Below are 22,828 nucleotides of genomic sequence, written 5' to 3'. Positions count from 1 at the left end.
GCCCGCTGGGAGGCGACTGTGAATGGCTACGCTCACCGCGAGTGAAACTCCGCGCAGGCAGTTGCGCTCACGTCGAAGCTAACCCTTTTCCTCCGGTGGGGCCGCGAGTGACATTGATGCGCACCCAGCCAAGGAGGTCCGACTGTGACGCAGCTGCACGACGGAATTGCGGTCTCAGACGCCGAGTCCGAACTGTTGCGCCGCCTGCACGAGGGTTCCCTGACCGAGATCGAGGTGGCCTGGAGCGACCCGTTCGGCCACGCCGCCGGAAAGCGCATCCCCGCCAAGCAATTCCTCGACCGTGCCCGGCACGGCTTTGCCTTCTGCGAGGCCGCGCTGGGCTGGAATACCGACGGCACCGTCATCGACGGCCTGCGGCTGACCAATTGGGATGGCGGCTACCCGGACGTGCACGCCATCCCGGACTTCTCCACGTTCAAGCTGCTGCCGTGGCGATCCGGCGTGGGCCACGTGATCTCCGACATCGTCCGCCCCGACGGCACGCCGTCGCTGCTCGACCCGCGCGGGGCGCTGCGCCGGGTGATCGCGCGGCTGGCCGCGCTGGGCTTCACCGCAAAGGTCGGTGTGGAGTTCGAGTTCTACCTGTTGGAGCCGGACGGCACGCCGATTCAGAACGACATCCACGCCTACTCGCTGGAGAACGCCAACACCCTGGATCCGGTGCTGTCCGACCTCTACGACGTCCTCGGCGTGTTCACCCGCCTGGAGGGCATCCAAACCGAGTACGGCCCGGGTCAGGTGGAGACCAACCTGGTGTACACCGACGCGCTGCAGGCTGCCGACGACGGCGCGCGGCTGAAGTACGCGGCCAAAGAGGTCGCCCGCAAGCACGGCAAGGTGGCCAGCTTCATGCCCAAGCCGTTCTCCGAGCACTCGGGAAGCTCTGCCCACCTGCATATTTCGCTGTGGCGTGACGGTGAGCCGGCGTTCGCTCCGGTGAACGGCCAGGAGAACGAGCTGGCCCTGTTCGCCATCGCCGGCCTGCTCGAGCATCTGCCGTCCATCACCTTGTTCGGGGCGCACTCGGTCAACGCCTACCGCCGCTATACGCCGGACTCGTTCGCCCCGGATACCGTCAACTGGAGCCGGGACAACCGCAGCGCGGCGGTGCGGTCGCTGGTGGAGGACCAGCCGGGCGCGACCCGAATCGAATTGCGTTCGGGCGCTTCGGATGCCAATCCCTACTGGCTGATCGCCGCGGCACTGGCCGCCGTCGTCGCCGGGTTGGAGGCGGGTCGCCCGCCGGCGCCGGCCGGGTCGGGCAACCTCTACGGCAAGGGTTCTCCGTTGCCGCAGTCGTTGGGTATCGCACTGGAATTGACCGCCCAGGACGACACCATCCAGGAGATCCTCGGCCCGGATGCGGTGCTCGACTTCATCTCGATCGCGCGCAGCGAGTGGCAGGCCTACACCAGCCACGTCAGCGACTGGGAGCGCCTGCGCTACCTGACCACCTCATGAGCGGCCCACGGTTTGGGGTATGGGCGCCGGTGTACGGCAATCACGGTGCCCGACGACACCCGGACGACCTTCCGGATGCCAGCTATCGGCGCACCCGCGACCTGCTGGTGCATGCCGAACGCCGCGGATACGACGCGACACTGGTAGCCCAGCACGTCATTCATCCCAGCGATACCGAGAACGACGTCCTGGAGACCTGGTCGACCCTGGCGGCGCTGGCCGAGGCCACCGAGCGGATTGAGTTGATCGGGGCGATCAAACCGCTGTTGTTCAATCCGCTGGTGTTCGCCAAGATCGCTGCGAACGTCGCCGATATCTCCGGCGGACGGCTATCGATCAACGTGGTCACCGGATGGTTTCTGCCCGAACTGGAGGGCCTCGGCCTCGATCCACTCGAGCACGACGACCGCTACGCCTACACCCGGCAGTGGTTGGACACCGTCGTCGACCTCTGGAGCGGCAAGCACGTCGAGATCGGTGGCCGGGGCGGACAGCAGGCCCTGGTGCGGCCCGTCCCGAAAGACGTCCCACCGGTGTATGTCGGCGGCGAATCCGAGCCGGGCCGGGAGCTGGGCGCTTCCCGCGGCGATGTGTACTTCATCAACGGCAGGCCGCTGGCGGACACCACCGCGCTCATCGAAGATCTGCGCAGCCGTCCCCGCGATCGCCAGCCCCTGCGATTCGGGTTGTCGGCCTTCGTGATTGCCCGCCCCACCGAGGCCGAAGCCAAAGCCGAAGAGGCGTATCTGCAGTCGCTGATCGACGCCGAGCAACGGCCGGAGATCTCCAGCGGCACCGACCCGAACACCGCCATGTACCAGGTGCTCGCCGGGACGCGGCGGATCGGCTCCAACGGTGGCACGCTGGCCGGCCTGGTCGGCAGCTACGAGCAGGTGATCGAGCGCATCGACGCCTTCCACGCGGCCGGGGTCGAGTTGTTCATGCTGCAATTCCAGCCGATCGAATCCGAGCTGGACCGTTTTGCCGACCACATCATCAGCCACTATCGCTGAAAGGCGTTCCACCCCTTATGACCGTCATTGCCGAGACATCCCAAGCGGCTCGCCCCGTCGCACCCCGCCCGCCGTTCACCAGTGAGCCGCTGGGCGGGACGCCTGCGCAGCGACTGAACCGGCTCGCCGCGGTGGTCGACGATCTGCGCCGCGCCGATCCCGCCGCTGAACGCGACCGCGTGCTGCAGTACGACGCCGTGGAGGCCATTCGCCGAACCGGCGTGCTGACCCTGCGGGTGCCGGCGCGCTACGGCGGGCCGGGCGGTTCGGTGCGCGACGTGCTGACCGCGGTGATCCAGATCGCCCGCGGCAGTTCCAATGTGGCGCAAGCCCTTCGGCCGCACTTCGGATTCGCCGAGCGGCTGCTGAGCAACCGTGCCGTCGAGGCCGAACGTCGGGAATGGTTCCCGCGCGTCAACGCCGGGGTGATCGTGGGCAATGCGATCACCGACGCCAAAGGCAAGACGCCCTCCGGCGCGGACACCACGCTGCTTGCCGACGGCGACGGTGTGCTCCGGCTCAACGGCTATAAGTTCTATTCCACCGGAACGCTGTTCGCCGACCTGATCGCCGTCTCGGCCAGCGACGCCCAGGGCCGCGACCTGCAGGCCATCGTGCCGGCCGGCCGCGAAGGAGTGGAGCTGTTCGACGACTGGGAGGGCTTCGGGCAGCGCACGACCGCCAGCGGTGGCACCCGGTTCACCAACGTCGAGGTGCTGCCACACGAAGTGACCACGGTCTCCGACGGCAACCATCTCGGTCACAGCACCGCGTTCCTGCAGCTGTATCTGGCCACGGTGGCGGCGGGTATCGCCGCGGCGGCCCGCGACGACGCCGTCTGGTATGTGCAGACCAAGGCGCGTCCGGCCGCCCATGCACTGGCCGACACCGCAGCCGGCGACCCCTTCACGCTGCATGCGGTGGGCGAGATCGCCGCCCACGCCTCGGCCGCCGAGGCGCTGGTGCTCAACGCCGCCGACGCGCTCGATGCGCTGGTTGACTCCGGACGCATCGACGACGCCGAGGAGTTGGCCCGGGTGGCGGTCGTCGTGGCCGAGGCCCAGTTGATCGCCGAGCGCCTGGCTCTGACCGCGGCTGAGCGGCTGTTCGACACCGGTGGTGCATCAGCGACGGCGCGCGCCCTCAACCTCGACCGGCACTGGCGCAACGTGCGCACGGTGTCCACCCACAACCCGCTGGCCTACAAGGCGCACGCGGCCGGCAACTACGCAGTCAACGGGGTCTGGCCACCGGCCAACGGGTACTTCTGATCACAGGCCGCCGAGGTCGTCGGGCACGTCGACGGCATAGGCCTGCAGGGTCGTCAGTGGGACGACCTCCACGGTCCGTTCATGGGTGCAGGCCAGCACCACCGGCGCGGCCCGGTCGTCGGCGTGGGCGCGCAGCCAGTTCAGCGCGGTGACGCACCAGCGGTCGCCGGGCACCAGGCCCGGGAAGCGGTACTGCGGCATCGGGGTCGACAGATCGTTGCCGATGGAGCGCTGGTGTTCGAGGAAGTCGGCGGTCACCACGGCGCAGATCGTGTGCCGGCCGGCGTCCTCGGGGCCCGTCGAGCAGCAGCCGTCGCGGTAGAAGCCGGTGAGTGGATCGGTTCCGCAGGGCTCCAGGGGGCCGCCGAGCACGTTGCGATCAGCCATGGGGTCAGTATCCAGGTCCCGGTTCAGTCCTCCAGCCGGGACCCACCGGGCGGCCGGTCGCGGGCACGCCACCCGCGGTAGCCGCGGTGCGCCGCCAACGCCCCGACGACGGCGGTGGCACACCAGACCGCGATTGCCGCATAGGCCAGTGGGGAAGACAGGTCCGAGATCGACGCGCCCAGGGCCGTGTACACGAATGCCCTCGGCGCCGAGCCGATGAAGGCCCCGACAGCCATCTGCCACAACGGCATTCCGAAAGCTCCGAACGCGTAAGAGGCCAGCGCGTCGGAGATGCCAGGGACGAAACGCTGGCCGACGACGGCCCACAGCCCACGCTGCTGAATCTGAGTGTCGATCCGGCGCGACCATTCGGCCCCCAGTAGGACCCGGGCGCTGTCCCGGCCGGCGCGCCTTCCGACCAGCGCAGCGATGGTCGCGGTGGCCACCGTGGAGCCCAAGGTGACGAAGGTGCCGAGTAGCGGTCCGAACAGCACTCCACTGCCGGCCGCCAGCAGCGGTCCTGGGACGAACACCGCAGCCAACACTGCCGAGACCGCAAGATAGGCAACGGGAGCGATGGGTCCGGTCGCCGACACCTCATCCCGGATGTGCGCGACGTCGATCACCCGGGAGATGGCGACGAGATAGAACAGGCCCAGTAGGAACGCGGCGAACAGCGTGAGTCGCAGAATGTGCGGCCACCGGCGAGGTGCGACGGGCAGGGGATTGTCGGCCATGCTGAGTGCCATTGTCCCCGACGGCACCGTCACCGGTCCTTCCCGGTCCCGCATTGGTTCGGTTGACTCGGGGCGATGACGGCGCGATTCCGCCCGTCGCCCCGAAGCGGGGCGAAAAGTCGTCCGCGACAATCGCAATCGATCCTCGTGCCGCTAGACCAGCGTGGTCTTGAGCGGACTGAGGTCGGTCTTCATCAGCACGACGTTGTAGTTGCCCCACAGCGACATGTTCCAGTACAGAGTGCTGACGTCGGGATCGTCGTTGTTGTCCACCAGCTTTCCGGTGCCCGACCACGGATGGATCATCGGTGCATACAACCCGGGGTAGGTCGTCGAGGTCGCGACGGTGATCGGCGCCGACCACTCGCCTTCGGGAGAGTCGGCGTAGCGCAGCTGGACGTTGTTGTTGCCGTCGCCATACATCATCACGTACTTGCCCAGATACTCGTTGTACTGCACCGACATCTCGCTGACGTTGCCGCCGGTCTTGGCGCCGAACAAGCCGCCCAGATAACCGCCTAGCACGTTGGGGTCGTTGGCCCAGTCGATGATGGGGCCGAACAGGCCTGCCGAGTGGGTGGAATCGCCGATGATCGGGGTGGCGGCGACGGGCTTACCGGTCACCCAGTCGTTGCCATTCCAGTACTGGTACTGCGACAGATCGGTGACGCTGCCGACGGCCACCCGGGAAAGATACGCCGACCCGGCCCGGCCCGACGGTGTCCCGAACGCATAGAGGTACTGGGTATCGCCGGGGGCAACCTGGTCGGCGGGCTGCAGAACATAAGCCGCCTGCTGGAAGTTCTGGTTGCCGGGGACATAGGGCTGCGACGAGCCGAACCAGCTCGCCGAGCGGATCGTGGAGGGCGCCAGCACCCACTTGTCGGTCGCCTGGTCGTAGACCGAGATCGCGGAGTAGTTGGTGGTCCACCGACCGGGGGTGTCCCACGACCTCACCGACATGTAGTTCACGTACTGCTGGTTGAGTACCGAGATCGCCGATGTCGGGATGACGGTGACCTCGGAGCCGAGGATCGGGAACAGTGCGCTGGGAGCACGCGGAATGAACTGGTAGGCATAGCCGGTTTGCAGCAGCTTCAGGCCGTTGGTCAGATTCGTGTCGGTGCTCAGCAGCAGGACATTTGAGCGCCAGTCGCCGGTCATGTTCGGTCCGCTGAAGGTGTCACCGAACGCCAACTGAATCTTGCCGGTCAGGCCGTTCTCCCACATGATGCCCAGGTCGGTGCCCCAGATGCCGAAGCCGGCGGTGTTGTTGGTCTGGGGCCAGCCGATGCCGGGATAGGCGCTGTTGACCTGGCCGGTAACCCAGCCGACCGGCGAGGACGGCAGGCTGCTCGGCGTCGAGGCCACCGCGGCCAACGCCGCGGCGTCGGCGGTCGGCGTGGTCGAAGCCGCCGGGGTGGCGGAGCCGGTGGATGTTCCACGTCGTGCCGACGCGGCCAGCCCGGACAGTGCCAGACCCGGATCGGGGGTCGGGGTGACCGGTGACTTGCCCGTGCCGCCGAGCCCGGCCGCCGACAGTAGCCGGGTGACCACCGGTGGGGCGCTGGGCTGGACCGGTGTGGCGACCGCGCTGGCCGTTAGTGCCTCCGCCGCCGGGGCCGGTATTGCGGTGGCGGCGCGAACGGCCCTGCTGGAGCCGCCGGTAGCGTCGGTGCTGCTGAGTGCGCCACCCGTCGCCGACACGGTGCTGCGTCGGGCACTCGCCTTCCCCGATGCGCGCGAGGAGGACCCGGGGGAGGCCGACGGTGTCGAGGGCTTGGCCGGCTTTGCCGACGAAGACCCGGTTGCCGACGAGCCGGGCGCCGACGGTCCCTGGGCCCTTGAGCCGGAATCGCCCGAGTCCGAGGAGTCGGCCCAGGCTGCGCCCGCGCCGCCGAAAATGGCCACCCCTACCCCGAGGGCGACCGCCAAGCCGCCGAGGCGACCCACGTATGCGGAGGCATTCTTCGTCGGACCCATCACTTCCACCCCTGTCGGATCAGTACACGTCACCGACTCCATCGCAAACCCCCCGGCATGCGTTTCCGCGAATGCGGTCAGTGCCTGACCAGACGGTACCGCATCTGGCAAACCTCATGGTTCACTCTGGCCACGAGCCGCGCAAACATCTTCACCGATCAGCGGGTCAGGAACGCGCCCATGGTGGGGATTACCCGCGGCACGCAGATAGGCCGCCACGGTGGCCCGCCCACGCTGCGGGGTGAACACCGCGGGGGGAGTAGAACACCGCATCGTCGTCGAGCAGGTCGTCGAGTTCATCGGTCTGGCCGCGCTCGATGAAGCTCAGCCAGCGCTCGATTACGCCGCCGTACGGCCGGACCGATCGCGGTGTGATGCGAACCCGGCCCGCCCGGCCGCGGTGACAGGTATTACACGTTCCTGACATCCCATCTATCAAGACTATCTAATAATGTCGTAGGATGGGTCGGGAAAGCCTGCGCGACAACGGCTATGGGTCGCGCGGCAGCGCTGCTGAGGATCGTCTGTCGAGATATGTGTCCAGTGACGGCACGATCGTCATTCCCGACGGGGTGACGGTGACATCGTTCCTCGCCGGTAATGCGGCCGCCGAGCGCGGCCGGGCCGCCTACCGCTTCGTTGATTACTCGCGCGACCGCGATGGCGCGTTCGACGAGCTGAGCTGGCAGAACCTGGAGGTGGCGGTGCGCGCGATCGCCGCGCGCCTTCGGCAGGTCACCGCACCGAACGATCGGGTTGCCATCCTGGCACCCCAGGGTTTGCACTACGTGGCGGGGTTTTTCGCTGCCATCCACGCCGGCACCATCGCGGTGCCACTGTTCGTACCCGCGTTGTCAGGTCACGCCGAACGTCTCAGGGCGGTGCTCGCCGATGCGCGTCCTCGGGTGGTGCTGACAACGACGGATGCGGCCGCAGCGGTACGGGAGATGTTGCGGGTGGTCCCGCTGGCCGACCGGCCGCGGGTGATCGCGATCGACGCTGTCCCGGCCGCATTGGCGCACGCCCTGACCGACATCGACCGGGTTGCCGACGACATCGCCTACCTGCAATACACCTCCGGATCGACCCGGTCGCCGGTGGGCGTGGAGATCACCCATCGGGCGGTGTGTACCAATGTCGCCCAAATGATCATGGCCGGTGGGCTGGACACGGGCGTTCGCAGCGTCAGTTGGCTACCGCTCTACCACGACATGGGATTGATCATGATCATGTTCCCGATGCTCTGCGGTGGTCAGATCACCCTGATGGACCCGATGGCGTTCCTGCGGCGGCCCTACCGGTGGATCCGGCAGCTTGCCGCCGAGGCGGCGCACGGCCGGACCTTCGCGGCCGCACCGAATTTCGCGTTCGCGCTGACCGCCGAACGGGGGCTGCCGCCAGCAGGTGAAGCACCGGACCTCAGCAATGTCGTCGGACTCCTCAACGGCTCCGAACCGGTGACCATGGAAGCGATCCAGAGCTTCGTCAACGCGTTCGCCCCCTACGGTCTGCCCGCGAGCGCGATCAAGCCGTCCTACGGCATGGCCGAAGCAACGCTGTCGGTGGCCAGCATCTCCCCACATGCCTGCGCATCGGCGGTACACCTGGACCGCGCTGCGCTGGGGGAGGGGCGTGCCGTTCGCGACGACGCCGGCGGACCCAGCACCGTCACGCTGGTCAGCTGTGGCCAACCAATCCCCAACGAGTCACTGGTCATCGTCGATGCCGATGCGGGAGCCGAGCTGCCTGACGGCAAGGTCGGCGAGATCTGGTTGCACGGCAACAACGTCGGGCGCGGCTACTGGGCGCGAGAGGATGAGACCCAGCGGGTCTTCGCCAACAAACTCCAGACCCGGCTGAAGTGCCGAAGCCACACAGAAGGTGTCCCGGACAACGGATGCTGGCTGGCAACGGGTGATCTCGGCGTATACCTCGACGGCGAACTGTACATCGTCGGGCGGTCGAAGGACCTCGTCATCCTCGACGGACGTAACCACTATCCCGTCGACATCGAAGAGACCGTCAGCCGGTCATCGACGGCAATTCGAGACGGCTACGTCGCGGCCTTTGCGACGGAGTCCGAGGCCCGACAGGGCGAACAGCTCGTCATTGTCGCGGAACGGGCCATCGGTTCGGGCCGGCTAGGCGTCGCCGACGTCGCCGAGGCGGTGCGTGCCGCGGTGTCGCGGATCCACCACCTGCGGGTCGCCGACGTCAGACTGGTGCCCGCCGGTTCCATCCCGCGGACGACGAGTGGGAAGCTCGCCCGCAGCGCGTGCCGAATCGCCTATATGGCAGGCGAATTCGACTGACTACTTGCTGCAGTTGACCGTGACGTAGGCGATGCCCTGGCTGCCAGCCGGGCCCGCGGTATCGATGTCGGTGACGGTGCACTGCGACAGCCCGCCATTGGGCACGCCGTTCTCGTACTGCAAGGAGACGTCATAGCCTGCGGCGTCGAGGTCGCGGATAGTGGCGGCCGCAGACTCCGAACCGGGCTCGGGGATGCTCGGTGGGTCGGCAATAGCCAAGGGCGCCAGCGTGATCGACGCACCGGCGGCGATCAATAGTGCGGCGACATAACGCAGTTCGAGCGACATCAGAGTCCTTCCTCGACGGCCGGCTCACGGGCCTGCGTCAAGGATGACAGCAAAGTCATGGCCAGACTTGCCGCTGTGCGAACGGCGGCTGAACAGGTATCGAACAGGGTATGTCCGGCGCCGCCGTCAGTGTGCGGCGTCACCGTGCGGTGTTGCGCTCACTTCCTGGCGATCCGCAGCAGCCGGAGCCGGCGGCCACGGTTGCGGCAGCGGGCGCTGGCGAACGTGCTGCGGCCACCAGAACCACCGGCCCAGAAGCGCCGCGATCGACGGGGTCATGAACGAGCGCACCACCAGGGTGTCGAACAACAGGCCAAGGGCGATCGTGGTTCCCACCTGACCGGCCACCCGCAGATCGCTGATCACCATGGAGGCCATCGTGAACGCGAACACCAGGCCGGCCGAGGTCACCACCGATCCGCTGCCGGCCATCGCCCGGATGATGCCGGTGTTCAGGCCGGCGTGGATCTCTTCTTTGAACCGTGCTACCAGCAGCAGGTTGTAGTCCGACCCCACCGCCAGCAGGATGATGACCGCCATCGCGATGACCATCCAATGCAACGGCAGCCCGATGATGTGCTGCCAGATCAGCACGGAGAGGCCGAACGAGGCGCCCAACGACAACACCACCGTGCCCACGATCACCGCGGCGGCCACCACACTTCGGGTGATCATCAGCATGATGATGAAAATCAGTCCCAGCGCGGCGATCCCGGCGATCAGCAGGTCGTAGTTGGCGCCGTGCTGCATATCCTTGTAGACCGAGGCGGTGCCACCCAGATAGACCTTTGAACCTTCCAGCGGGGTGCCCTTGATCGCCTCGAACGCGGCGTTCTTGATCTTGTCGATATGCGAGATGCCTTCCGGCGTCGCGGGGTCACCCTCGTGGGAGATGATGAACCGCACCGCTTTTCCGTCCGGTGAGACGAACATCTTCAATCCACGCTTGAATTCGGGATTGTCGAACACCTCGGGCGGCAGGTAGAACGAGTCGTCGTTCTTCGACGCGTCGAAGGCCTGGCCCATGGCGGTGGCGTTGTCCTGCATGGCCTGCATCTGATCCTGCATGCCACCCATGGTGGCCTGCATGGTCAGCATCGTCGTCTTCATTTCCTTCATGGTCGCGATCATCGGCGGCATGATCTGGACCATTTTCGGCATGAGGGTGTCGAGCTTGTCCATGTCGACGAGCATCGACGCGAGATCGTCACTGAGCGTGTCGATTCCGTCGAGAGAATCGAAGATCGACCGCATCGACCAGCAGATGGGGATGTCGAAGCAGTGCGGTTCCCAATAGAGGTAATTGCGGATCGGCCGGAAGAAGTCGTCGAAATTGGAGATGTTGTCCCGGATTTGGTTGGTGTCGGCGACCATCTGCTTGGTCTTGGTGACCATGCTGTGCGTGATACCGACCATGTCTTTGGTCAGGGCCAGCATCTGCTCCATCGTGTCGATGGTGACCTGCATCTCGTCGCCCATCTTCAGCATGTCCTTCATGCGGTCCTGCAGATAGGACATGTTCATCGTCTGGGTGGTGCCCTGCATGCTGATGATGAACGGAATCGACGTGTGCTCAATGGGTGTGCCGAGTGGACGGGTGATCGTCTGGACCCGGCCGATACCGGGGATATGGAAGATCGACTTGGCGACCCGATCCACGACCAGCATGTCGGCCGGGTTCCGTACGTCGTGGTCGGATTCGATCAGCAGCAACTCGGGATTCATCCGGGCCTGCGGGAAGTGCCGGTCGGCGGCGGCGTACCCCTCGTTGGCCGGAATGTCCTGGGGTAGGTAGTTGCGGTCGTTGTAGTTGGTCTTGTAGGACGGCAGGGCGAGCAACCCCACGAGCGCCAGCGCGATCGAGGCGACCAGGATCGGCGCGGGCCAGCGCACCACCGCGGTGCCCACCCGCCGCCAGAGGCGGGTGTTCATCCTGCGCTTGGGCTCGAACAGGCCGAATCGGCTGCCGACGGTGATGAGAGCCGGGCCCATGGTCAGGGCCGCCAACACCGCGATCAGCATGCCGATGGACAACGGGAAGCCCAGCGAGTTGAAGTAATTCAGCCGGGCGAAGTGCAGGCACAGCGTCGCGCCCGCGATGGTCAGGCCCGAGCCCAGGATGACGTGGGAGGTGCCATGGAACATCGTGTAATACGCGGTTTCGCGGTCCTCGCCGTCCAGGCGCGCCTCGTGGTAGCGCCCGATGAGGAAGATCGCGTAGTCCGTCGCGGCGGCGATGGCCAGCGTGGTGAGTAGGTTCACCGCGAACGTCGACAGGCCGATGACGTCGTTGTGCGCCAGGAACGCGATGATGCCCCTGGCCGCGGACAACTCCAGGAACACCATGACCAGGACCAGGATCGTGGTCATGACCGAGCGGTAGACCAGCATGAGCATCAGGAAGATGACGCCGATGGTCACGGCGGTGATCAACTGGACGCTCTTGTCGCCGGCGGTGTGCTGATCGTGGCTCAGCGCCGACGGGCCGGTGACATAGACCTTGAGACCGGCCGGCGGCGGATCGGCGTCGACGATCTTGCGGACAGCGTCCACCGATTCGTTGGCCATGGCCTCGCCCAGGTTGCCGGCCAGGTAGAGCTGGACGTAGGCGGCCTTGCCGTCGGCGCTCTGGGATCCGGCCGCGGTCAGCGGATCGCCCCAGAAGTCCTGGATGTGTTCGACGTGGGTGGTGTCGGCCCGCAGTTTCTGGATCAGGCCGTCGTAATAGTGGTGCGCCTCTTCGCCGAGCGGCTGGTCTCCCTCGAGCAGCAGCATCACCGAGCTGTTGGACTTGAACTCCTGGAAGTCGGCGCCGACGCGCTTCATCGCTTTGAGCGACGGGGCGTCGTCGGGGGCCAACGACACCGAATGCTGCTGGCTGACCACTTCGAGCTGCGGCACGGCGACATTGAGCACGACAACCAGGCCGAACCAGAACAGCAGGATCGGCACGGAGAACATCCGGATGAATCGGGGGATGGCGGGGTGGGCGCCGACGTGCTGATTGGTCATGCCGATTTCACCAGGCAGAAGGTCTGGGCGTTGACACCGGTGGAGGTCTTCTCATCCTTGAGCACACCGTCGACGAAGATGCGGCAGCCGATCGTGTCGGTGTCGCCCTGGGCGACGATGTTGGCGCTGGCCGCCGGGGCGGTCGTGGACAGCGTGAGCGACCACGGCAGCGTCGTGTCACGCACGATCTGCGGCTGCGCGTCGAGGTCGAGGTAGTTGATCGTCGCTACCGCACCCGCGGGGCCGAAGATCTCATAGGTGACCTGCTTGGGGTTGAACGGTTTGGTGTCGTTGGCCAAGCCGCTGCCGGGGCGCGTCAGCTCGGTCTTGCCGAACACCCCGTGCAATCGGAAGACGGCGAAACCGGCCAGCGCGACGACGACCGCGATGACCAACGGTATCCAAGCCCGCCTTAGTGCCTTGACCATAAAATCCCCGAGGAGGCTACGACGTCGACGACGCGGACAGCGCGTTGAACACTGCAGCGCCGATCGGGAGGGGGCCCGTCCGTGTCATCTCGATCCCATCTTCTCGCGCTTCTCGCGTCGCGACATGTTAGCCGATTTAACTGAGAGATTAGCCCACTTAATTGATCGGACGATACCCCCGGGTAGCTCCCGTAACCGACTCGCTTCCGGCATTCGTGCCTGAGGTCACATCCGGCCGAAGGGTGTGACGGGGCCCAACCTGCGACGGCGTCCGTGCGGCCCGTTTGGGCGCCGACGGCACGGTGCGGGAGAGCCGGATTCGGGTGTCAGGGAACCAATTGTGCCGGATGCCTGTCGCGACGGTGATTAGCTGGCCTACAATCTTGGCCATGAACGTAACGAGGCTTGCCATGGTCGCCGCTGCGGCCGTCGCCGCGCCCATCGTTTTGGCCGCGCCGTCGCACGCCGATCCGGACACCGACTTCGCCAATCAGCTGCACACCTTCGGGATCTACGGGCCTCGTGACTACAACGCGTGGATCGGCAAGATCACCTGCAAGCGATTGGCCACCGGCCTGGACAAGGATGCCTACGCCTCCGCCAAGTTCCTGGTCACCAATCTGCCGCTGGGCACCAACCAGGGCCAGGCGCTGCAGTTCCTCGGTGCGGCCATCGGCACCTACTGCCCCGACCAGGTCGGGGTGCTGCAGAGGGCGGCTATCTAGGGCGCCTGATGGCCCGCTCGGTCGACCGGACCCTGTCCGAGGACATCCCGGCCGCGCCAAACCAGGTCCGCGACCACTACGTCGACCTGTCCAACATCGCCGATGTGCATCCCCTGGTGGTGGGCGTCGAAACCCTGTCGCGCACCGAGAACGGGAACGGCTATACCCACATTTACCGGGTTCGCGACCGCATCCCGCTGGGCCCGGTGACCCTTCCGATCACCTACACGGCACAGCTGGAGGTGCCTAAGGCCGGCCCGGTGATCACGCAGGCACGCCAGTTTCCCCGGGTTCAGCTGGATGCGGTGGTCACATTCGACCCGATACCGACCGGGACCCGGCTGACCGAACGCATTCGATTCCGGGCGCCCTGGCCACTGCTCGGCATCACCGTCGGTCAGGCCGTCGCCGCACACACCGAGATGCTGGCCGGCATTCGGCGGCACTTCGATAGCTAGCCTGCGGTCTTGCCGTTGTCGACGTTGTACACCGCGCCGTGAATGGTTGAGGCGTCGTCGCTGGCCAGGAACGCGATGACCTTGGCCACGTCTTCTGGGGCCATCATTCCGCGGGGCGCGGCGATGCGCATGATGAGGTTCCAGTCGGCGTCCTCGGGGGTGGCGAAGTCGGTCACCTGCGGGGTGAGCATGCCGCCCGGGCACACCACGTTGACGCGCAGCCGGTCCTTGGTGAACTCGATGGCCAGTGCCTTGGTCAGGCCCACGAGCCCATGCTTGGCCGCGCAGTAGCCGGCCGAGTAGACCTCGCCCTCAATCCCGGCGATCGAGGCCACGTTGACGATGTTGCCGCCGACTTTCAGCAGGTGCGGAAGCGCGGCACGGCACAGATAGAACGGTCCGTTCAGATTGACCGCCAGGTCATAGTCCCAGTCCTCGTCGGCCACCTTCGCGGTGTGCCGCATCTGGTGAAACCCCGCCGCGTTCACCAACACGTCGATCCGGCCGAACCGTTCGACGCACAGGGCGACCGCATCCCGGCAGGCCTGCGCGCTGGTGATGTCCACCGACGCGTACCCACCGCCGGGAACCGATTCGAACACCGTCGCCATCCGTTCGGTGTCGCGCGCGATGCCGAACACTGTGGCCCCGCGCGCGGCGAACACCTGCGCCACCGCCGCACCCAGACCCGACGACGCGCCTGTCACCAGGGCGACCTTGCCGTCCAGTTGTGTCATGCCTCAACCCTTTCCGTCGGGATGCTCGGTTTCGATGGCCGGGCTGCTCCGCGGGCCACACCGGCCCGCATCGTCGCCGCGACGCCATCAATCAGGCATGTACGTCGCGAAGCCCCACCGCATTGCGCAGTCCTGAGCAGTTGTAGCACCCGACACACCCGACACAATCGGTGCACCGGACGCAACCCACACAAGCCGTGCAGCGGCGGCAGGCGACACAGGCCAGGCACGCCACGCACTTGCGCATCAGAACCGACAGAACGGTCAACACACTGCCGACGACGAGGGCACTGCCCGCGGTGGCGACCGAGCCGACGATGAGGGCACTGCCCGCGGTGGCGATCGAGCCGGTGACCGCCGCACTACCGGCGGTGGCGATCGAGCCGCCGACCGCCGCACTGCCGGCGGTGGCGATGGATCCGGCTACGACCGCGCTGCGGATGGTGCCGACCGACCCGGCAATGACGGCGCTGTCCGTGGTGGAGACCGAGCCGGCCACCGTCGGCGACTCGGGTGAGGTCACTACGGCAAGAGTTTTCACCGTCCGAGCATCTCAGCCCGCGGCCGGTCCTGCCGAGGCTATCGCCAAGCAGGGCGAACCCTCAGCACGTCGCGCCGTGGTTAGGTAGCGAGGAGTCTCCCGAACTGTTGCCCGGCACGTCGCGATCGACTCGGTATCTGCAGCTAGAACCGGTCGGCGAAAAAATTACGCGTACGTGACCATGTGCCCGCGGAGGGGGCGTTCGGGTCGGCGCTCGCCTTGAATTGGTACCGAGACGACGAGCACCTGATTGCAGCTGTGCCCCGAGGGGTATTGCAGGCGGGATGCTCGGCCCGGGCGGAATACGGGCCCTGACGGGGAAGGAGCAGCCATTGCGCGCATTCGACGCCGTCACTTTCGGCGGCGGGCGCATGCCAGCGCCAGGCGAATCGGCGGTCGGGACACCTGACGCGCAGTTCGAGATCTGGCGCAACGGCGTCCGGCAGGCTGCGCTGGCCCACGTCGGGCACTTCGTCGACACCCGGTGCGCCGCGCAACTGGCCGACACCGGCATCGATGTCGCCGCCGAGATCTTGGTGCAGTTCCTCAGCGGCGGCAAGTGTCTGCGGTCGACCTTCATGTACCTGGGCTGGCTGTGCGGTGCGCCAGCCGACGACGCTGCCTTGCGGGCCAGCGCGGCTCTGGAGCTGCTGCACGCTTTTGCGCTGCTCCAGGACGACGTCATGGACGACTCACCGCTGCGCCGCGGGCAGCCCTCCGCGCACGTGCAGTTCGGCCACTGGCACCGGGACAACGGGTTGTCGGGATCGCAGCGGCGGTTCGGGGCATCGGCGGCGATCCTGCTGTCGGACCTGTGCCTGGTGTGGGCCGAGCAGATGATGCGGGACAGCGGTGTCGCCGACGCGGCTTTGGCGCGGGCCTGGCGGCGGTACGACGCGATGCGCATTGAGCTTGCCGTCGGTCAATTCGCTGATGTCGCAAACGATGTCAGTGGTCTTCCCACCCTCGACGAAGTTCTCGACGTGGCGCGCCGCAAGTCCGGCAACTACACCGTGCGCCGGCCGCTGGAGATCGGCGCCGCGATGGGCGGCCGCGAAGACCTCATCGACGTCCTGGGGCAGTACGGCAACGCGGTGGGGGAGGCCTTCCAGCTTCGCGACGATATCCTGGGCGTGTTCGGTTCCCCGGCGGTCACCGGCAAACCCATCGGTGGTGACCTCGCCGAGCGCAAGGCAACCAGCGTGGTGGTGGCCGCCCACGAGATGGCCGATGCGGCCATTCGTCGCCAGTTCACCGACCTGACGAACGCCGACGATCTCGACGATGCCGACATCGCCCACTGGCGCAACCTGATCGTGGCCACCGGCGCGGTGGAATGGATCGAAGACATGATCGCCGAACGGGTAGCGACCGCGCGAGATCACGTCTGTGACAACAGAATCGACCCTTGGGTGCAGTCGGCGCTGGCCAACATGGCCGCGGTCTGCACGCTGCGGGTGACCTGATGAAGAGGAGCAATTGATGCGTACCGTACCCGGCGCGACCGGGCACGTCGTGGTGGTCGGCGCGGGCCTGTCCGGTCTGTCGGCGGCGCTGCAACTGGCCGGCCGCGGGCGTTCGGTCACCATCGTCGAGCGCTACTCGTTCCCGGGCGGGCGGATGGGGCAGTCCGACATCGGCGGCTATCGCATCGACACCGGGCCGACCGTGCTGACCATGCCCGACATCATCGAGGAGGCGTTCGACGCGGTCGGTGCCTCGATGACCGAGCACCTCGAGCTGCTGCCCGTCGACCCCGCCTACCGGGCCACGTTCGCCGACGGCAGCGCACTGGACGTGCATACCGACGGCGCGAAGATGGCCGCGGCGATCGAGGCGTTCGCCGGGCCCGAGCAGGCCGCCGGATACCAACGGCTGCGGGCCTGGCTCACCGAGCTCTACAAGCTGGAGATGAACGGGTTCATTGCCTCCAACTTCGATTCGCCGCTGTCGCTGCTGACTCCGCAGCTGGCCAGGCTGGCTGCCATCGGCGGCTTCCGGGGTTGGGAGCGGATGGTCGGCAAGTTCATCACCGACGAACGGGTGCAACGGATCTTCACCTTCCAGGCGCTCTACGCCGGCGTCCCGCCGCAGCAGGCGCTGGCCGCCTACGCGGTGATCGCCTATATGGACACCGTCGCCGGGGTGTACTTCCCGCGCGGAGGGATGCGTGCGGTGCCCGAGGCGCTGGCTGCCGCCGCGGTCGCCGCGGGGGTGCAGATCCGCTACGAATCGACCGTGACCGCCCTGGAGCGTTCCGGGTCGCGGGTGACCGCGGTGCGCACCAGCCAGGGCGACCGGATCGCTTGCGACGCTGTGGTTCTCACCACCGAACTACCGCTGACCTACCAGTTGCTGGGCCGCACCCCGCGCCGCCCGATCACGATGCGTCCCGCGCCGTCGGCCGTCGTCGTGCATGTCGGCTGCCCGGCCGTGGGCGAGCGGCTGGCGCATCACAACATCAGTTTCGGCGGACACTGGGCGCGCACCTTCGACGAGATCATCCGCGACGGTGTGTTGATGAGCGACCCATCCCTGCTGGTGACCCGTCCCACCGCCGGTGACCCGAGCCTGGCCCCGGCCGGACGTGATCTGCTCTACATCCTGGCCCCGGCGCCCAATCTCGAAGTGGGCGTGGTCGATTGGGCCTCGGATGGTGAGGCCTACGCCCGCCGGGTGGTGGCCACCGCAGCCGAGCGGCTGCTGCCCGGGCTCGCCGATGATGCCGAGATCCTCGACATCGTCACGCCTGCGGACTGGGCCCGGCAGGGAATGGCCGCCGGTTCGCCCTTCGCCCTGGCGCACACCTTCGCACAGACCGGTCCGTTCCGGCCCGCCAACACGGTGCGCGGCATCGAGAACGCGGTGCTGGCCGGTGGATCGACCGTGCCGGGCGTGGGCGTGCCCACCGCGCTGCTGTCGGGGCGGCTGGCCGCCGACCGCGTGACCGGCGTCGTCAACGACCGTTCAGCCGCACGCACCATCACCAGGTCGGGAAGCAGGTAGTGATGATTCACGCCGAGTTGCACGCCGCAGGTATCGACGACACCCGGCTGATCGAGTCCTACCGCTACTGCCGGCGTCTCAACGCTCAGCACGGTCGGACCTACTTCCTGGCCACCCGCCTGCTGGCGCCGTCGCAGCGGCCGGCCGTGCACGCCCTGTACGGGTTCGCCCGCTACGCCGACGACATCCTCGACGACATGGAATCTGACGCCGGGGTGGCCGAGCGTCGGGAGCGCCTCGACCGGTTGTCGGCGAAGTTCTTCAGCGGCACCGCTGACGCGAGCGAGCCGGTGCTGGCCGCTGTTCTGCACACCGCCCGCACCTACCGGATTCCCGTGGAGCTGTTCGACGACTTTCTGTCGTCGATGCGGATGGACCTGACCGTCACCGACTATCCCGATCGTGCCGCGCTCAACGGCTACATGCGGGGCTCGGCTGAGGTCATCGGACTGCAGATGCTGCCGATCCTGGGCACAGTCGTGCCGGCCGCCGAGGCCGAGCCGTACGCCGAAGCGCTCGGCCGGGCATTCCAACTGACCAACTTCCTGCGCGACGTCGACGAGGATCTGTCCCGCAACCGGGTCTACCTGCCGGCCGACGAACTCGCCGCCTATGGGGTGGACCGCGATCTGCTGACCTGGTGCCAGCAGAACCGCCGCACCGATCCGAAGGTGCGCGAGGCGCTGGCCGCCCAGCACGCCGTCACCCGGGAGGTCTACCGCGAGGCGCGCAAGGGGATCGCTCTGCTCGCTCCGCAGTCGCGACCCTGCGTGGCGACCGCGTTCACCCTCTACTCGGAGATCCTCGACCGCATCGAGGCCGTCGACTTCGCGGTGTTCAGCCAGCGCGCCTCGGTGGGTGTCGGCCGGCGGTTGCGGGTGTTCACCGGCGGCCTGATTCGGGCCCGGCGCGCCCGCAGGTATGGCGCCGCCTGATGGATCAGTGGCAGTACCTGATCACGGCGGGCGCCTGGCTGCTGGTCACCGCGGCTGTCGTGGTGATCGCGCGGGAATTGCTGCTATTGCCCACCGGCTTGTTGGGCAAGGCCGAATACTGGAGATCGACGGGCACGGCCGTGCTGCTGCCGTGGGAGAAGCAACGACGCTGCTCCGAGGAACGAGGAGACCGCCGGTGGTGAGTGTGGGCAATCGCGGGTTGCAGCGGGAGCAGGTGCCCGGGGCCTTCGACGTCGGTGCGCGCGCCTACGACCGGCTGGTGGGGGCCAACCCCGGCTATCACGACCACCTGCGGATCTCGGCGCGGCGGATGCGGATTCCCGACGGCGGGCGCGGGCTGCGGTTGCTCGACGCCGGCTGCGGGACCGGCGCCTCAACCGCGGCGCTGCTGCAGGCGGCGCCGCATGCCGAGATCGTCGCGGTCGACGCCTCGGCGGGCATGCTGGCCGAGGCGACCGCCAAGTCCTGGCCCGACAACGTCCGCTTCGTCCACAGCCCGATCGAGTCGATCGCCGAGGCCGGGGTGCACGGTCCGTTCGACGGCATCCTGGCGGCCTATCTGCTGCGCAACCTCGCCGATCCGGACGCCGAGCTGCGGGAGCTGCGCCAGCTGCTGCGGCCAGGGGGCACGCTGGCGGTGCACGAATATTCGGTGCGCGATTCCCGAGCGGCCAGGGCCATCTGGAACGCGGTGTGCTGGGGCATCATCATCCCGGCGGGCTGGCGGCAGACCCGTGACAGCACCCTCTACCGTCACCTGTGGCGCAGCGTGAACACCTTCGACGGCGCGGCCGGATTCCAGCGCCGGCTGGTGGCGGCGGGGTTCACCGGTGTGCACAGCGAGACGATGCCCGGCTGGCAGCGCGACATCGTGCACACCTTCCTCGCGGACGCACCGCAATGAACGATCCCCGTCGCGTCACCCACCCGGGTCCCGCGGGGCTTCGGCATGCCAGTGCGTTGCCCAGCACCCCGCGCGTCGTCGTGGTCGGCGGCGGCATCGCGGGCCTGGCGGCCGCGGCCGGGCTCGCCGAACGCGGTGTGGACGTTGAGGTGCTGGAGCGGCAGAACTATCTGGGTGGACGGGTCGGCGGCTGGACCGAGCGCCTCGACGACGGCACCGAGGTGGCCAACAACCGCGGTTTCCACGCTTTCTTCCGGCAGTACTACAACCTGCGAACGTTGTTGAGCCGCAGCGATCCCGGATTGCGGCGGCTGCGGGCCGTCGAGGACTATCCGCTGGTCGACGGCGAGGGCCGCCGCGACACCTTCCGCGGGCTGCCCAAGACGCCACCGTGGAACGCGCTTGCCTTCGCCCTGCGCAGTCCCACATTCCGGCTCCGGGATATGGTGCGGCTCAACGCTGTTGCTGCCGCACCGCTGGTCACGGTGTCGGTCCCGGAGATCTACGACCGTCTCGACGGCATCGACGCCGGAACCTTCCTGACCAACATCAACTTCCCGGTTGCCGCACGGCACCTGGCCTTCGAGGTGTTCGCACGCAGCTTCTTCGCCCGGCCCGAGCGGCTCTCGGCGGCCGAGTTGGCGACCATGTTCCACATCTACTTCCTGGGCTCCAGCGAAGGTCTGGTGTTCGACGTCGCCGAATCGAACTTCAACACCGCGCTGTGGGAACCGTTGGGGGACTACCTCAGTGGGCAGGGCGTGCAACTGCGCACCGGTGTGTCCGCCGACTCGATCAGCGTGGGTGGGGCCAGGGTCCTGCAAGTCCACGACTCGACCGGGGCGACGATCGATGCCGACGGCGTTGTGCTGGCCACCGACGTGGCGGGCCTGCAGAACATCGTGGCCGCCTCACCGGGACTGGGTGAGGACACCTGGCGTAACCAGGTGTCGGAGTTGCGCACCGCGCCACCGTTCGTCGTGCAGCGGCTGTGGCTGGACCGGCCGGTCCAAGCGGATCGTCCGGCGTTCCTGGGTACCGGCGGGCTGGAACCCGTCGACAACATCAGCGTGGTCAGCGCCTACGAGCGCGAAGCCGCCGAATGGGCACGCGCACACGGCGGTTCGGTGGTGGAGGTGCACTCCTATTCGGTGGTGGACCCGCCGCCGTTCGAAGGACTGCGGGAGCGCATGCTGGCCCGCCTGCATCAGCTCTACCCCGAGACCGCCGCTGCGGGCATCGTGCGGGAGACGCTGCTGTTGCGCGACGACTGTCCGCTGTTCTCGCCGGGTGCCTTCGCCAACCGGCCCACCGTGGACACCCCGGTGCCCGGTCTGATGCTTGCCGGCGACGGCATCCGCATCGACCTGCCGGTAGCCTTGATGGAACGAGCCGCCACCACTGGATGGTCGGCAGCCAACCGGTTGTTGGCCGGCTGGGGAGTCAGCGGGCACACGCTGCACACCGTGCCCGTGCAGGGCCGCTCGCCGGCCCTGCGCCGCCTGGCCGGCCGAGAAAGGGCCGCCCGATGAGCCTGAAAGCACGTATCTCCGCACGATGGCCGAAAGATATTCCACTGCAGGTCATTCCGAAGCTCGACTGGGCCCGGCAGCGGCCGACCTACCAGGACGCCCAACCCGGCCTCATCGACTCGGCCCTGCGCCGGGCTGCGGGAAGACCGTCCGGTAACTGGTTCGTCTTCGCCGCCAGCGCCGACGTGCGCACCGATCGGCCGTTCGGCACCAGGGTCGGCGGGGTGGAGATCGTCGCCTGGCGTGACCAGCAGCGCCGCCTGCATGTCGGGCCGGCCGCCTGCCCGCACCTGGGTGCCGACCTGGCCACCGGAAAAGTGCAGTGCGGCGGGTTGATCTGCCCCTGGCACGGCTTGCGGCTGGAAGGCGGTCGCGAGTTCGGCTGGAAGCCGCTGCCGTCCTTCGACGACGGTGTGCTGGTGTGGGTGCGGCTCGACCGGGTCGGCCAGGAGCCGCCACTGGACACCCCGGTAATCCCGGTGCGTCCGGTCGGCGCGCAGCTGGCGGCGGTGACCCGGCTGGAGGGGGTGTGCGAACCCTCCGACATCATCGCCAACCGGCTCGACCCCTGGCATGGTGCGTGGTTCCACCCCTATTCGTTCACCCAGCTCGAGGTGCTCAGCGCGCCGCCCGCCGATGCCGACGAGGATGCTGACCGCTTCCTGGTCGCGGTCACCTTCCGGATGGGGCGCCTCGGTGTCCCGGTGATCGCCGAGTTCACCGCGCCCGAGCCGCGGACCATCGTCATGCGGATCATCGACGGTGAGGGCGCAGGCAGCGTCGTCGAGACCCACGCCACGCCGATGGGCCCCGGATCGGACGGGCGCCCGCGCACCGCGGTGATCGAGGCGGTCGTCGCGCACTCCGACCGAACGGGCTTCCGGTACTCATTGCGCGCGGCACCCCTGATCACCCCGGTGATGCGGCTGGCGGCGACCCGGCTGTGGCGCGATGACCTCGCCTACGCTGAGCGCCGATTCGCCCTGCGCGACAATTCATCTGGCTAGGCGTCCCATGGTCGCCGGGGGCGAGGCCGGCGATCGCCGCGGGCTCCTA

The 22,828-nt window shown here is 67.6% G+C and carries 22 protein-coding genes; 14 read left to right on the top strand and 8 right to left on the bottom strand.

The window, feature by feature from the left end; all coding sequences use genetic code 11:
* The first annotated feature begins 144 nt into the window (after positions 1 to 144).
* Genes ADBZ9K_RS07100 through ADBZ9K_RS07090 form a run of 3 tightly spaced genes read left to right on the top strand, consistent with a single transcriptional unit; the run spans position 145 to position 3,766 of the window.
* A complete protein-coding gene (locus ADBZ9K_RS07100; protein ID WP_526619390.1) occupies positions 145 to 1,482 on the top strand; it encodes a glutamine synthetase family protein in 1,338 nt (445 codons plus the stop codon).
* Positions 1,479 to 2,495, top strand: a complete 1,017-nt coding sequence (locus tag ADBZ9K_RS07095; protein ID WP_526619389.1) for an LLM class flavin-dependent oxidoreductase — start codon at positions 1,479 to 1,481, stop codon at positions 2,493 to 2,495. Before ADBZ9K_RS07100 ends, ADBZ9K_RS07095 begins: the two co-directional genes overlap by 4 nt.
* A 17-nt stretch (positions 2,496 to 2,512) precedes the next feature.
* Positions 2,513 to 3,766 (top strand): acyl-CoA dehydrogenase family protein, encoded by a 1,254-nt coding sequence (locus ADBZ9K_RS07090; protein WP_526619388.1) that lies wholly within the window; start codon positions 2,513 to 2,515, stop codon positions 3,764 to 3,766.
* Here ADBZ9K_RS07090 and ADBZ9K_RS07085 read toward each other — a convergent pair whose 3' ends face one another.
* From ADBZ9K_RS07085 to ADBZ9K_RS07075, 3 genes are all read right to left on the bottom strand, one after another.
* On the bottom strand, positions 3,767 to 4,153 hold the full coding sequence (locus tag ADBZ9K_RS07085) for a DUF2237 family protein (protein WP_526619387.1): 387 nt from the start codon (positions 4,151 to 4,153) through the stop codon (positions 3,767 to 3,769). It lies immediately after the preceding gene.
* Between the two features lie 23 nt (positions 4,154 to 4,176).
* Positions 4,177 to 4,890, bottom strand: a complete 714-nt coding sequence (locus ADBZ9K_RS07080; protein ID WP_526619386.1) for a TVP38/TMEM64 family protein — start codon at positions 4,888 to 4,890, stop codon at positions 4,177 to 4,179.
* Positions 4,891 to 5,043: 153 nt separating this feature from the next.
* Positions 5,044 to 6,447 (bottom strand): DUF4185 domain-containing protein, encoded by a 1,404-nt coding sequence (locus ADBZ9K_RS07075; protein WP_526619385.1) that lies wholly within the window; start codon positions 6,445 to 6,447, stop codon positions 5,044 to 5,046.
* Between ADBZ9K_RS07075 and ADBZ9K_RS07070 the strand changes: the two genes are divergently transcribed.
* Both ADBZ9K_RS07070 and ADBZ9K_RS07065 read left to right on the top strand, forming a co-directional pair.
* Positions 6,440 to 6,961 carry a hypothetical protein gene (locus ADBZ9K_RS07070; protein ID WP_526619384.1) on the top strand — a complete coding sequence of 174 codons (522 nt, stop codon included), beginning with the start codon at positions 6,440 to 6,442 and terminating at the stop codon, positions 6,959 to 6,961. The two genes, ADBZ9K_RS07075 and ADBZ9K_RS07070, sit on opposite strands and share 8 nt — an antisense overlap.
* A gap of 373 nt (positions 6,962 to 7,334) precedes the next feature.
* The gene (locus tag ADBZ9K_RS07065) at positions 7,335 to 9,185 is read left to right on the top strand and encodes an AMP-binding protein (protein ID WP_526619383.1); all 1,851 of its coding nucleotides are present in this window, start codon (positions 7,335 to 7,337) and stop codon (positions 9,183 to 9,185) included.
* Here the strand turns inward: ADBZ9K_RS07065 and ADBZ9K_RS07060 are convergent, their stop codons facing one another.
* The 3 genes from ADBZ9K_RS07060 to ADBZ9K_RS07050 form a co-directional block, all read right to left on the bottom strand.
* Positions 9,186 to 9,473, bottom strand: a complete 288-nt coding sequence (locus ADBZ9K_RS07060) for a hypothetical protein (protein ID WP_526619382.1) — start codon at positions 9,471 to 9,473, stop codon at positions 9,186 to 9,188.
* A gap of 126 nt (positions 9,474 to 9,599) precedes the next feature.
* Positions 9,600 to 12,485, bottom strand: coding sequence for an MMPL/RND family transporter (locus tag ADBZ9K_RS07055; RefSeq protein ID WP_526619381.1), 2,886 nt, complete (start codon positions 12,483 to 12,485; stop codon positions 9,600 to 9,602).
* Positions 12,482 to 12,913: an MmpS family transport accessory protein gene (locus ADBZ9K_RS07050; protein WP_526619380.1), complete on the bottom strand. Its 432-nt coding sequence runs from the start codon at positions 12,911 to 12,913 to the stop codon at positions 12,482 to 12,484. The genes ADBZ9K_RS07055 and ADBZ9K_RS07050 overlap by 4 nt, the downstream gene beginning before the upstream one ends.
* Before the next feature lie 389 nt (positions 12,914 to 13,302).
* On the opposite strand from ADBZ9K_RS07050, the gene ADBZ9K_RS07045 reads away from it, so the two are divergent.
* Entirely contained in the window at positions 13,303 to 13,638 is a 336-nt protein-coding gene (locus ADBZ9K_RS07045) for a DUF732 domain-containing protein (RefSeq protein WP_526619379.1), read from the top strand.
* A gap of 8 nt (positions 13,639 to 13,646) precedes the next feature.
* Positions 13,647 to 14,096 (top strand): SRPBCC family protein, encoded by a 450-nt coding sequence (locus ADBZ9K_RS07040; RefSeq protein ID WP_526619378.1) that lies wholly within the window; start codon positions 13,647 to 13,649, stop codon positions 14,094 to 14,096.
* Here ADBZ9K_RS07040 and ADBZ9K_RS07035 read toward each other — a convergent pair.
* Together ADBZ9K_RS07035 and ADBZ9K_RS07030 are read right to left on the bottom strand one after the other, a co-directional pair.
* Positions 14,093 to 14,833 carry an SDR family NAD(P)-dependent oxidoreductase gene (locus ADBZ9K_RS07035; RefSeq protein WP_526619377.1) on the bottom strand — a complete coding sequence of 247 codons (741 nt, stop codon included), beginning with the start codon at positions 14,831 to 14,833 and terminating at the stop codon, positions 14,093 to 14,095. The two genes, ADBZ9K_RS07040 and ADBZ9K_RS07035, sit on opposite strands and share 4 nt — an antisense overlap.
* Before the next feature lie 91 nt (positions 14,834 to 14,924).
* The gene (locus ADBZ9K_RS07030) at positions 14,925 to 15,356 is read right to left on the bottom strand and encodes a hypothetical protein (protein WP_526619376.1); all 432 of its coding nucleotides are present in this window, start codon (positions 15,354 to 15,356) and stop codon (positions 14,925 to 14,927) included.
* A 302-nt stretch (positions 15,357 to 15,658) separates the two neighbouring features.
* Between ADBZ9K_RS07030 and ADBZ9K_RS07025 the strand changes: the two genes are divergently transcribed.
* Genes ADBZ9K_RS07025 through ADBZ9K_RS06995 form a run of 7 tightly spaced genes read left to right on the top strand, consistent with a single transcriptional unit; the run spans position 15,659 to position 22,779 of the window.
* Entirely contained in the window at positions 15,659 to 16,840 is a 1,182-nt protein-coding gene (locus ADBZ9K_RS07025) for a polyprenyl synthetase family protein (protein ID WP_526619375.1), read from the top strand.
* A 16-nt stretch (positions 16,841 to 16,856) separates the two neighbouring features.
* A complete protein-coding gene (gene crtI, locus ADBZ9K_RS07020; protein WP_526619374.1) occupies positions 16,857 to 18,380 on the top strand; it encodes a phytoene desaturase family protein in 1,524 nt (507 codons plus the stop codon).
* A 2-nt stretch (positions 18,381 to 18,382) separates the two neighbouring features.
* A complete protein-coding gene (locus tag ADBZ9K_RS07015) occupies positions 18,383 to 19,315 on the top strand; it encodes a phytoene/squalene synthase family protein (protein WP_526619373.1) in 933 nt (310 codons plus the stop codon).
* Positions 19,315 to 19,518: a hypothetical protein gene (locus tag ADBZ9K_RS07010; RefSeq protein WP_526619371.1), complete on the top strand. Its 204-nt coding sequence runs from the start codon at positions 19,315 to 19,317 to the stop codon at positions 19,516 to 19,518. Before ADBZ9K_RS07015 ends, ADBZ9K_RS07010 begins: the two co-directional genes overlap by 1 nt.
* Complete coding sequence (locus ADBZ9K_RS07005) at positions 19,515 to 20,240, top strand: class I SAM-dependent methyltransferase (RefSeq protein WP_526619370.1); 726 nt, start codon at positions 19,515 to 19,517, stop codon at positions 20,238 to 20,240. Before ADBZ9K_RS07010 ends, ADBZ9K_RS07005 begins: the two co-directional genes overlap by 4 nt.
* Positions 20,237 to 21,772, top strand: a complete 1,536-nt coding sequence (locus tag ADBZ9K_RS07000; protein ID WP_526619369.1) for an FAD-dependent oxidoreductase — start codon at positions 20,237 to 20,239, stop codon at positions 21,770 to 21,772. Before ADBZ9K_RS07005 ends, ADBZ9K_RS07000 begins: the two co-directional genes overlap by 4 nt.
* Positions 21,769 to 22,779: a DUF5914 domain-containing protein gene (locus ADBZ9K_RS06995; RefSeq protein ID WP_526619368.1), complete on the top strand. Its 1,011-nt coding sequence runs from the start codon at positions 21,769 to 21,771 to the stop codon at positions 22,777 to 22,779. The genes ADBZ9K_RS07000 and ADBZ9K_RS06995 overlap by 4 nt, the downstream gene beginning before the upstream one ends.
* Positions 22,780 to 22,828: the final 49 nt, after the last annotated feature.

The sequence above is a fragment of the Mycobacterium sp. genome, from assembly GCF_965229265.1.
GTDB lineage: Bacteria > Actinomycetota > Actinomycetes > Mycobacteriales > Mycobacteriaceae > Mycobacterium.
The sequence above is the reverse complement of the archived record's forward strand: the minus strand, read 5'-3'. Positions and strand labels throughout refer to the sequence as shown.

What these genes read in the sequence shown, in the direction of transcription:
- ADBZ9K_RS07095 (WP_526619389.1), top strand. Translation starts at nt 1,479, where the DNA reads ATGAGCGGCCCACGGTTTGGGGTATGGGCGCCGGTGTACGGCAATCAC.
- ADBZ9K_RS07090 (WP_526619388.1), top strand. Translation starts at nt 2,513, where the DNA reads ATGACCGTCATTGCCGAGACATCCCAAGCGGCTCGCCCCGTCGCACCC.
- ADBZ9K_RS07085 (WP_526619387.1), bottom strand. Translation starts at nt 4,153, where the DNA reads ATGGCTGATCGCAACGTGCTCGGCGGCCCCCTGGAGCCCTGCGGAACC.
- ADBZ9K_RS07080 (WP_526619386.1), bottom strand. Translation starts at nt 4,890, where the DNA reads ATGGCCGACAATCCCCTGCCCGTCGCACCTCGCCGGTGGCCGCACATT.
- ADBZ9K_RS07065 (WP_526619383.1), top strand. Translation starts at nt 7,335, where the DNA reads ATGGGTCGGGAAAGCCTGCGCGACAACGGCTATGGGTCGCGCGGCAGC.
- ADBZ9K_RS07060 (WP_526619382.1), bottom strand. Translation starts at nt 9,473, where the DNA reads ATGTCGCTCGAACTGCGTTATGTCGCCGCACTATTGATCGCCGCCGGT.
- ADBZ9K_RS07055 (WP_526619381.1), bottom strand. Translation starts at nt 12,485, where the DNA reads ATGACCAATCAGCACGTCGGCGCCCACCCCGCCATCCCCCGATTCATC.
- ADBZ9K_RS07050 (WP_526619380.1), bottom strand. Translation starts at nt 12,913, where the DNA reads ATGGTCAAGGCACTAAGGCGGGCTTGGATACCGTTGGTCATCGCGGTC.
- ADBZ9K_RS07045 (WP_526619379.1), top strand. Translation starts at nt 13,303, where the DNA reads ATGAACGTAACGAGGCTTGCCATGGTCGCCGCTGCGGCCGTCGCCGCG.
- ADBZ9K_RS07040 (WP_526619378.1), top strand. Translation starts at nt 13,647, where the DNA reads ATGGCCCGCTCGGTCGACCGGACCCTGTCCGAGGACATCCCGGCCGCG.
- ADBZ9K_RS07035 (WP_526619377.1), bottom strand. Translation starts at nt 14,833, where the DNA reads ATGACACAACTGGACGGCAAGGTCGCCCTGGTGACAGGCGCGTCGTCG.
- ADBZ9K_RS07025 (WP_526619375.1), top strand. Translation starts at nt 15,659, where the DNA reads ATGCTCGGCCCGGGCGGAATACGGGCCCTGACGGGGAAGGAGCAGCCA.
- crtI (WP_526619374.1), top strand. Translation starts at nt 16,857, where the DNA reads ATGCGTACCGTACCCGGCGCGACCGGGCACGTCGTGGTGGTCGGCGCG.
- ADBZ9K_RS07015 (WP_526619373.1), top strand. Translation starts at nt 18,383, where the DNA reads ATGATTCACGCCGAGTTGCACGCCGCAGGTATCGACGACACCCGGCTG.
- ADBZ9K_RS07010 (WP_526619371.1), top strand. Translation starts at nt 19,315, where the DNA reads ATGGATCAGTGGCAGTACCTGATCACGGCGGGCGCCTGGCTGCTGGTC.
- ADBZ9K_RS07000 (WP_526619369.1), top strand. Translation starts at nt 20,237, where the DNA reads ATGAACGATCCCCGTCGCGTCACCCACCCGGGTCCCGCGGGGCTTCGG.
- ADBZ9K_RS06995 (WP_526619368.1), top strand. Translation starts at nt 21,769, where the DNA reads ATGAGCCTGAAAGCACGTATCTCCGCACGATGGCCGAAAGATATTCCA.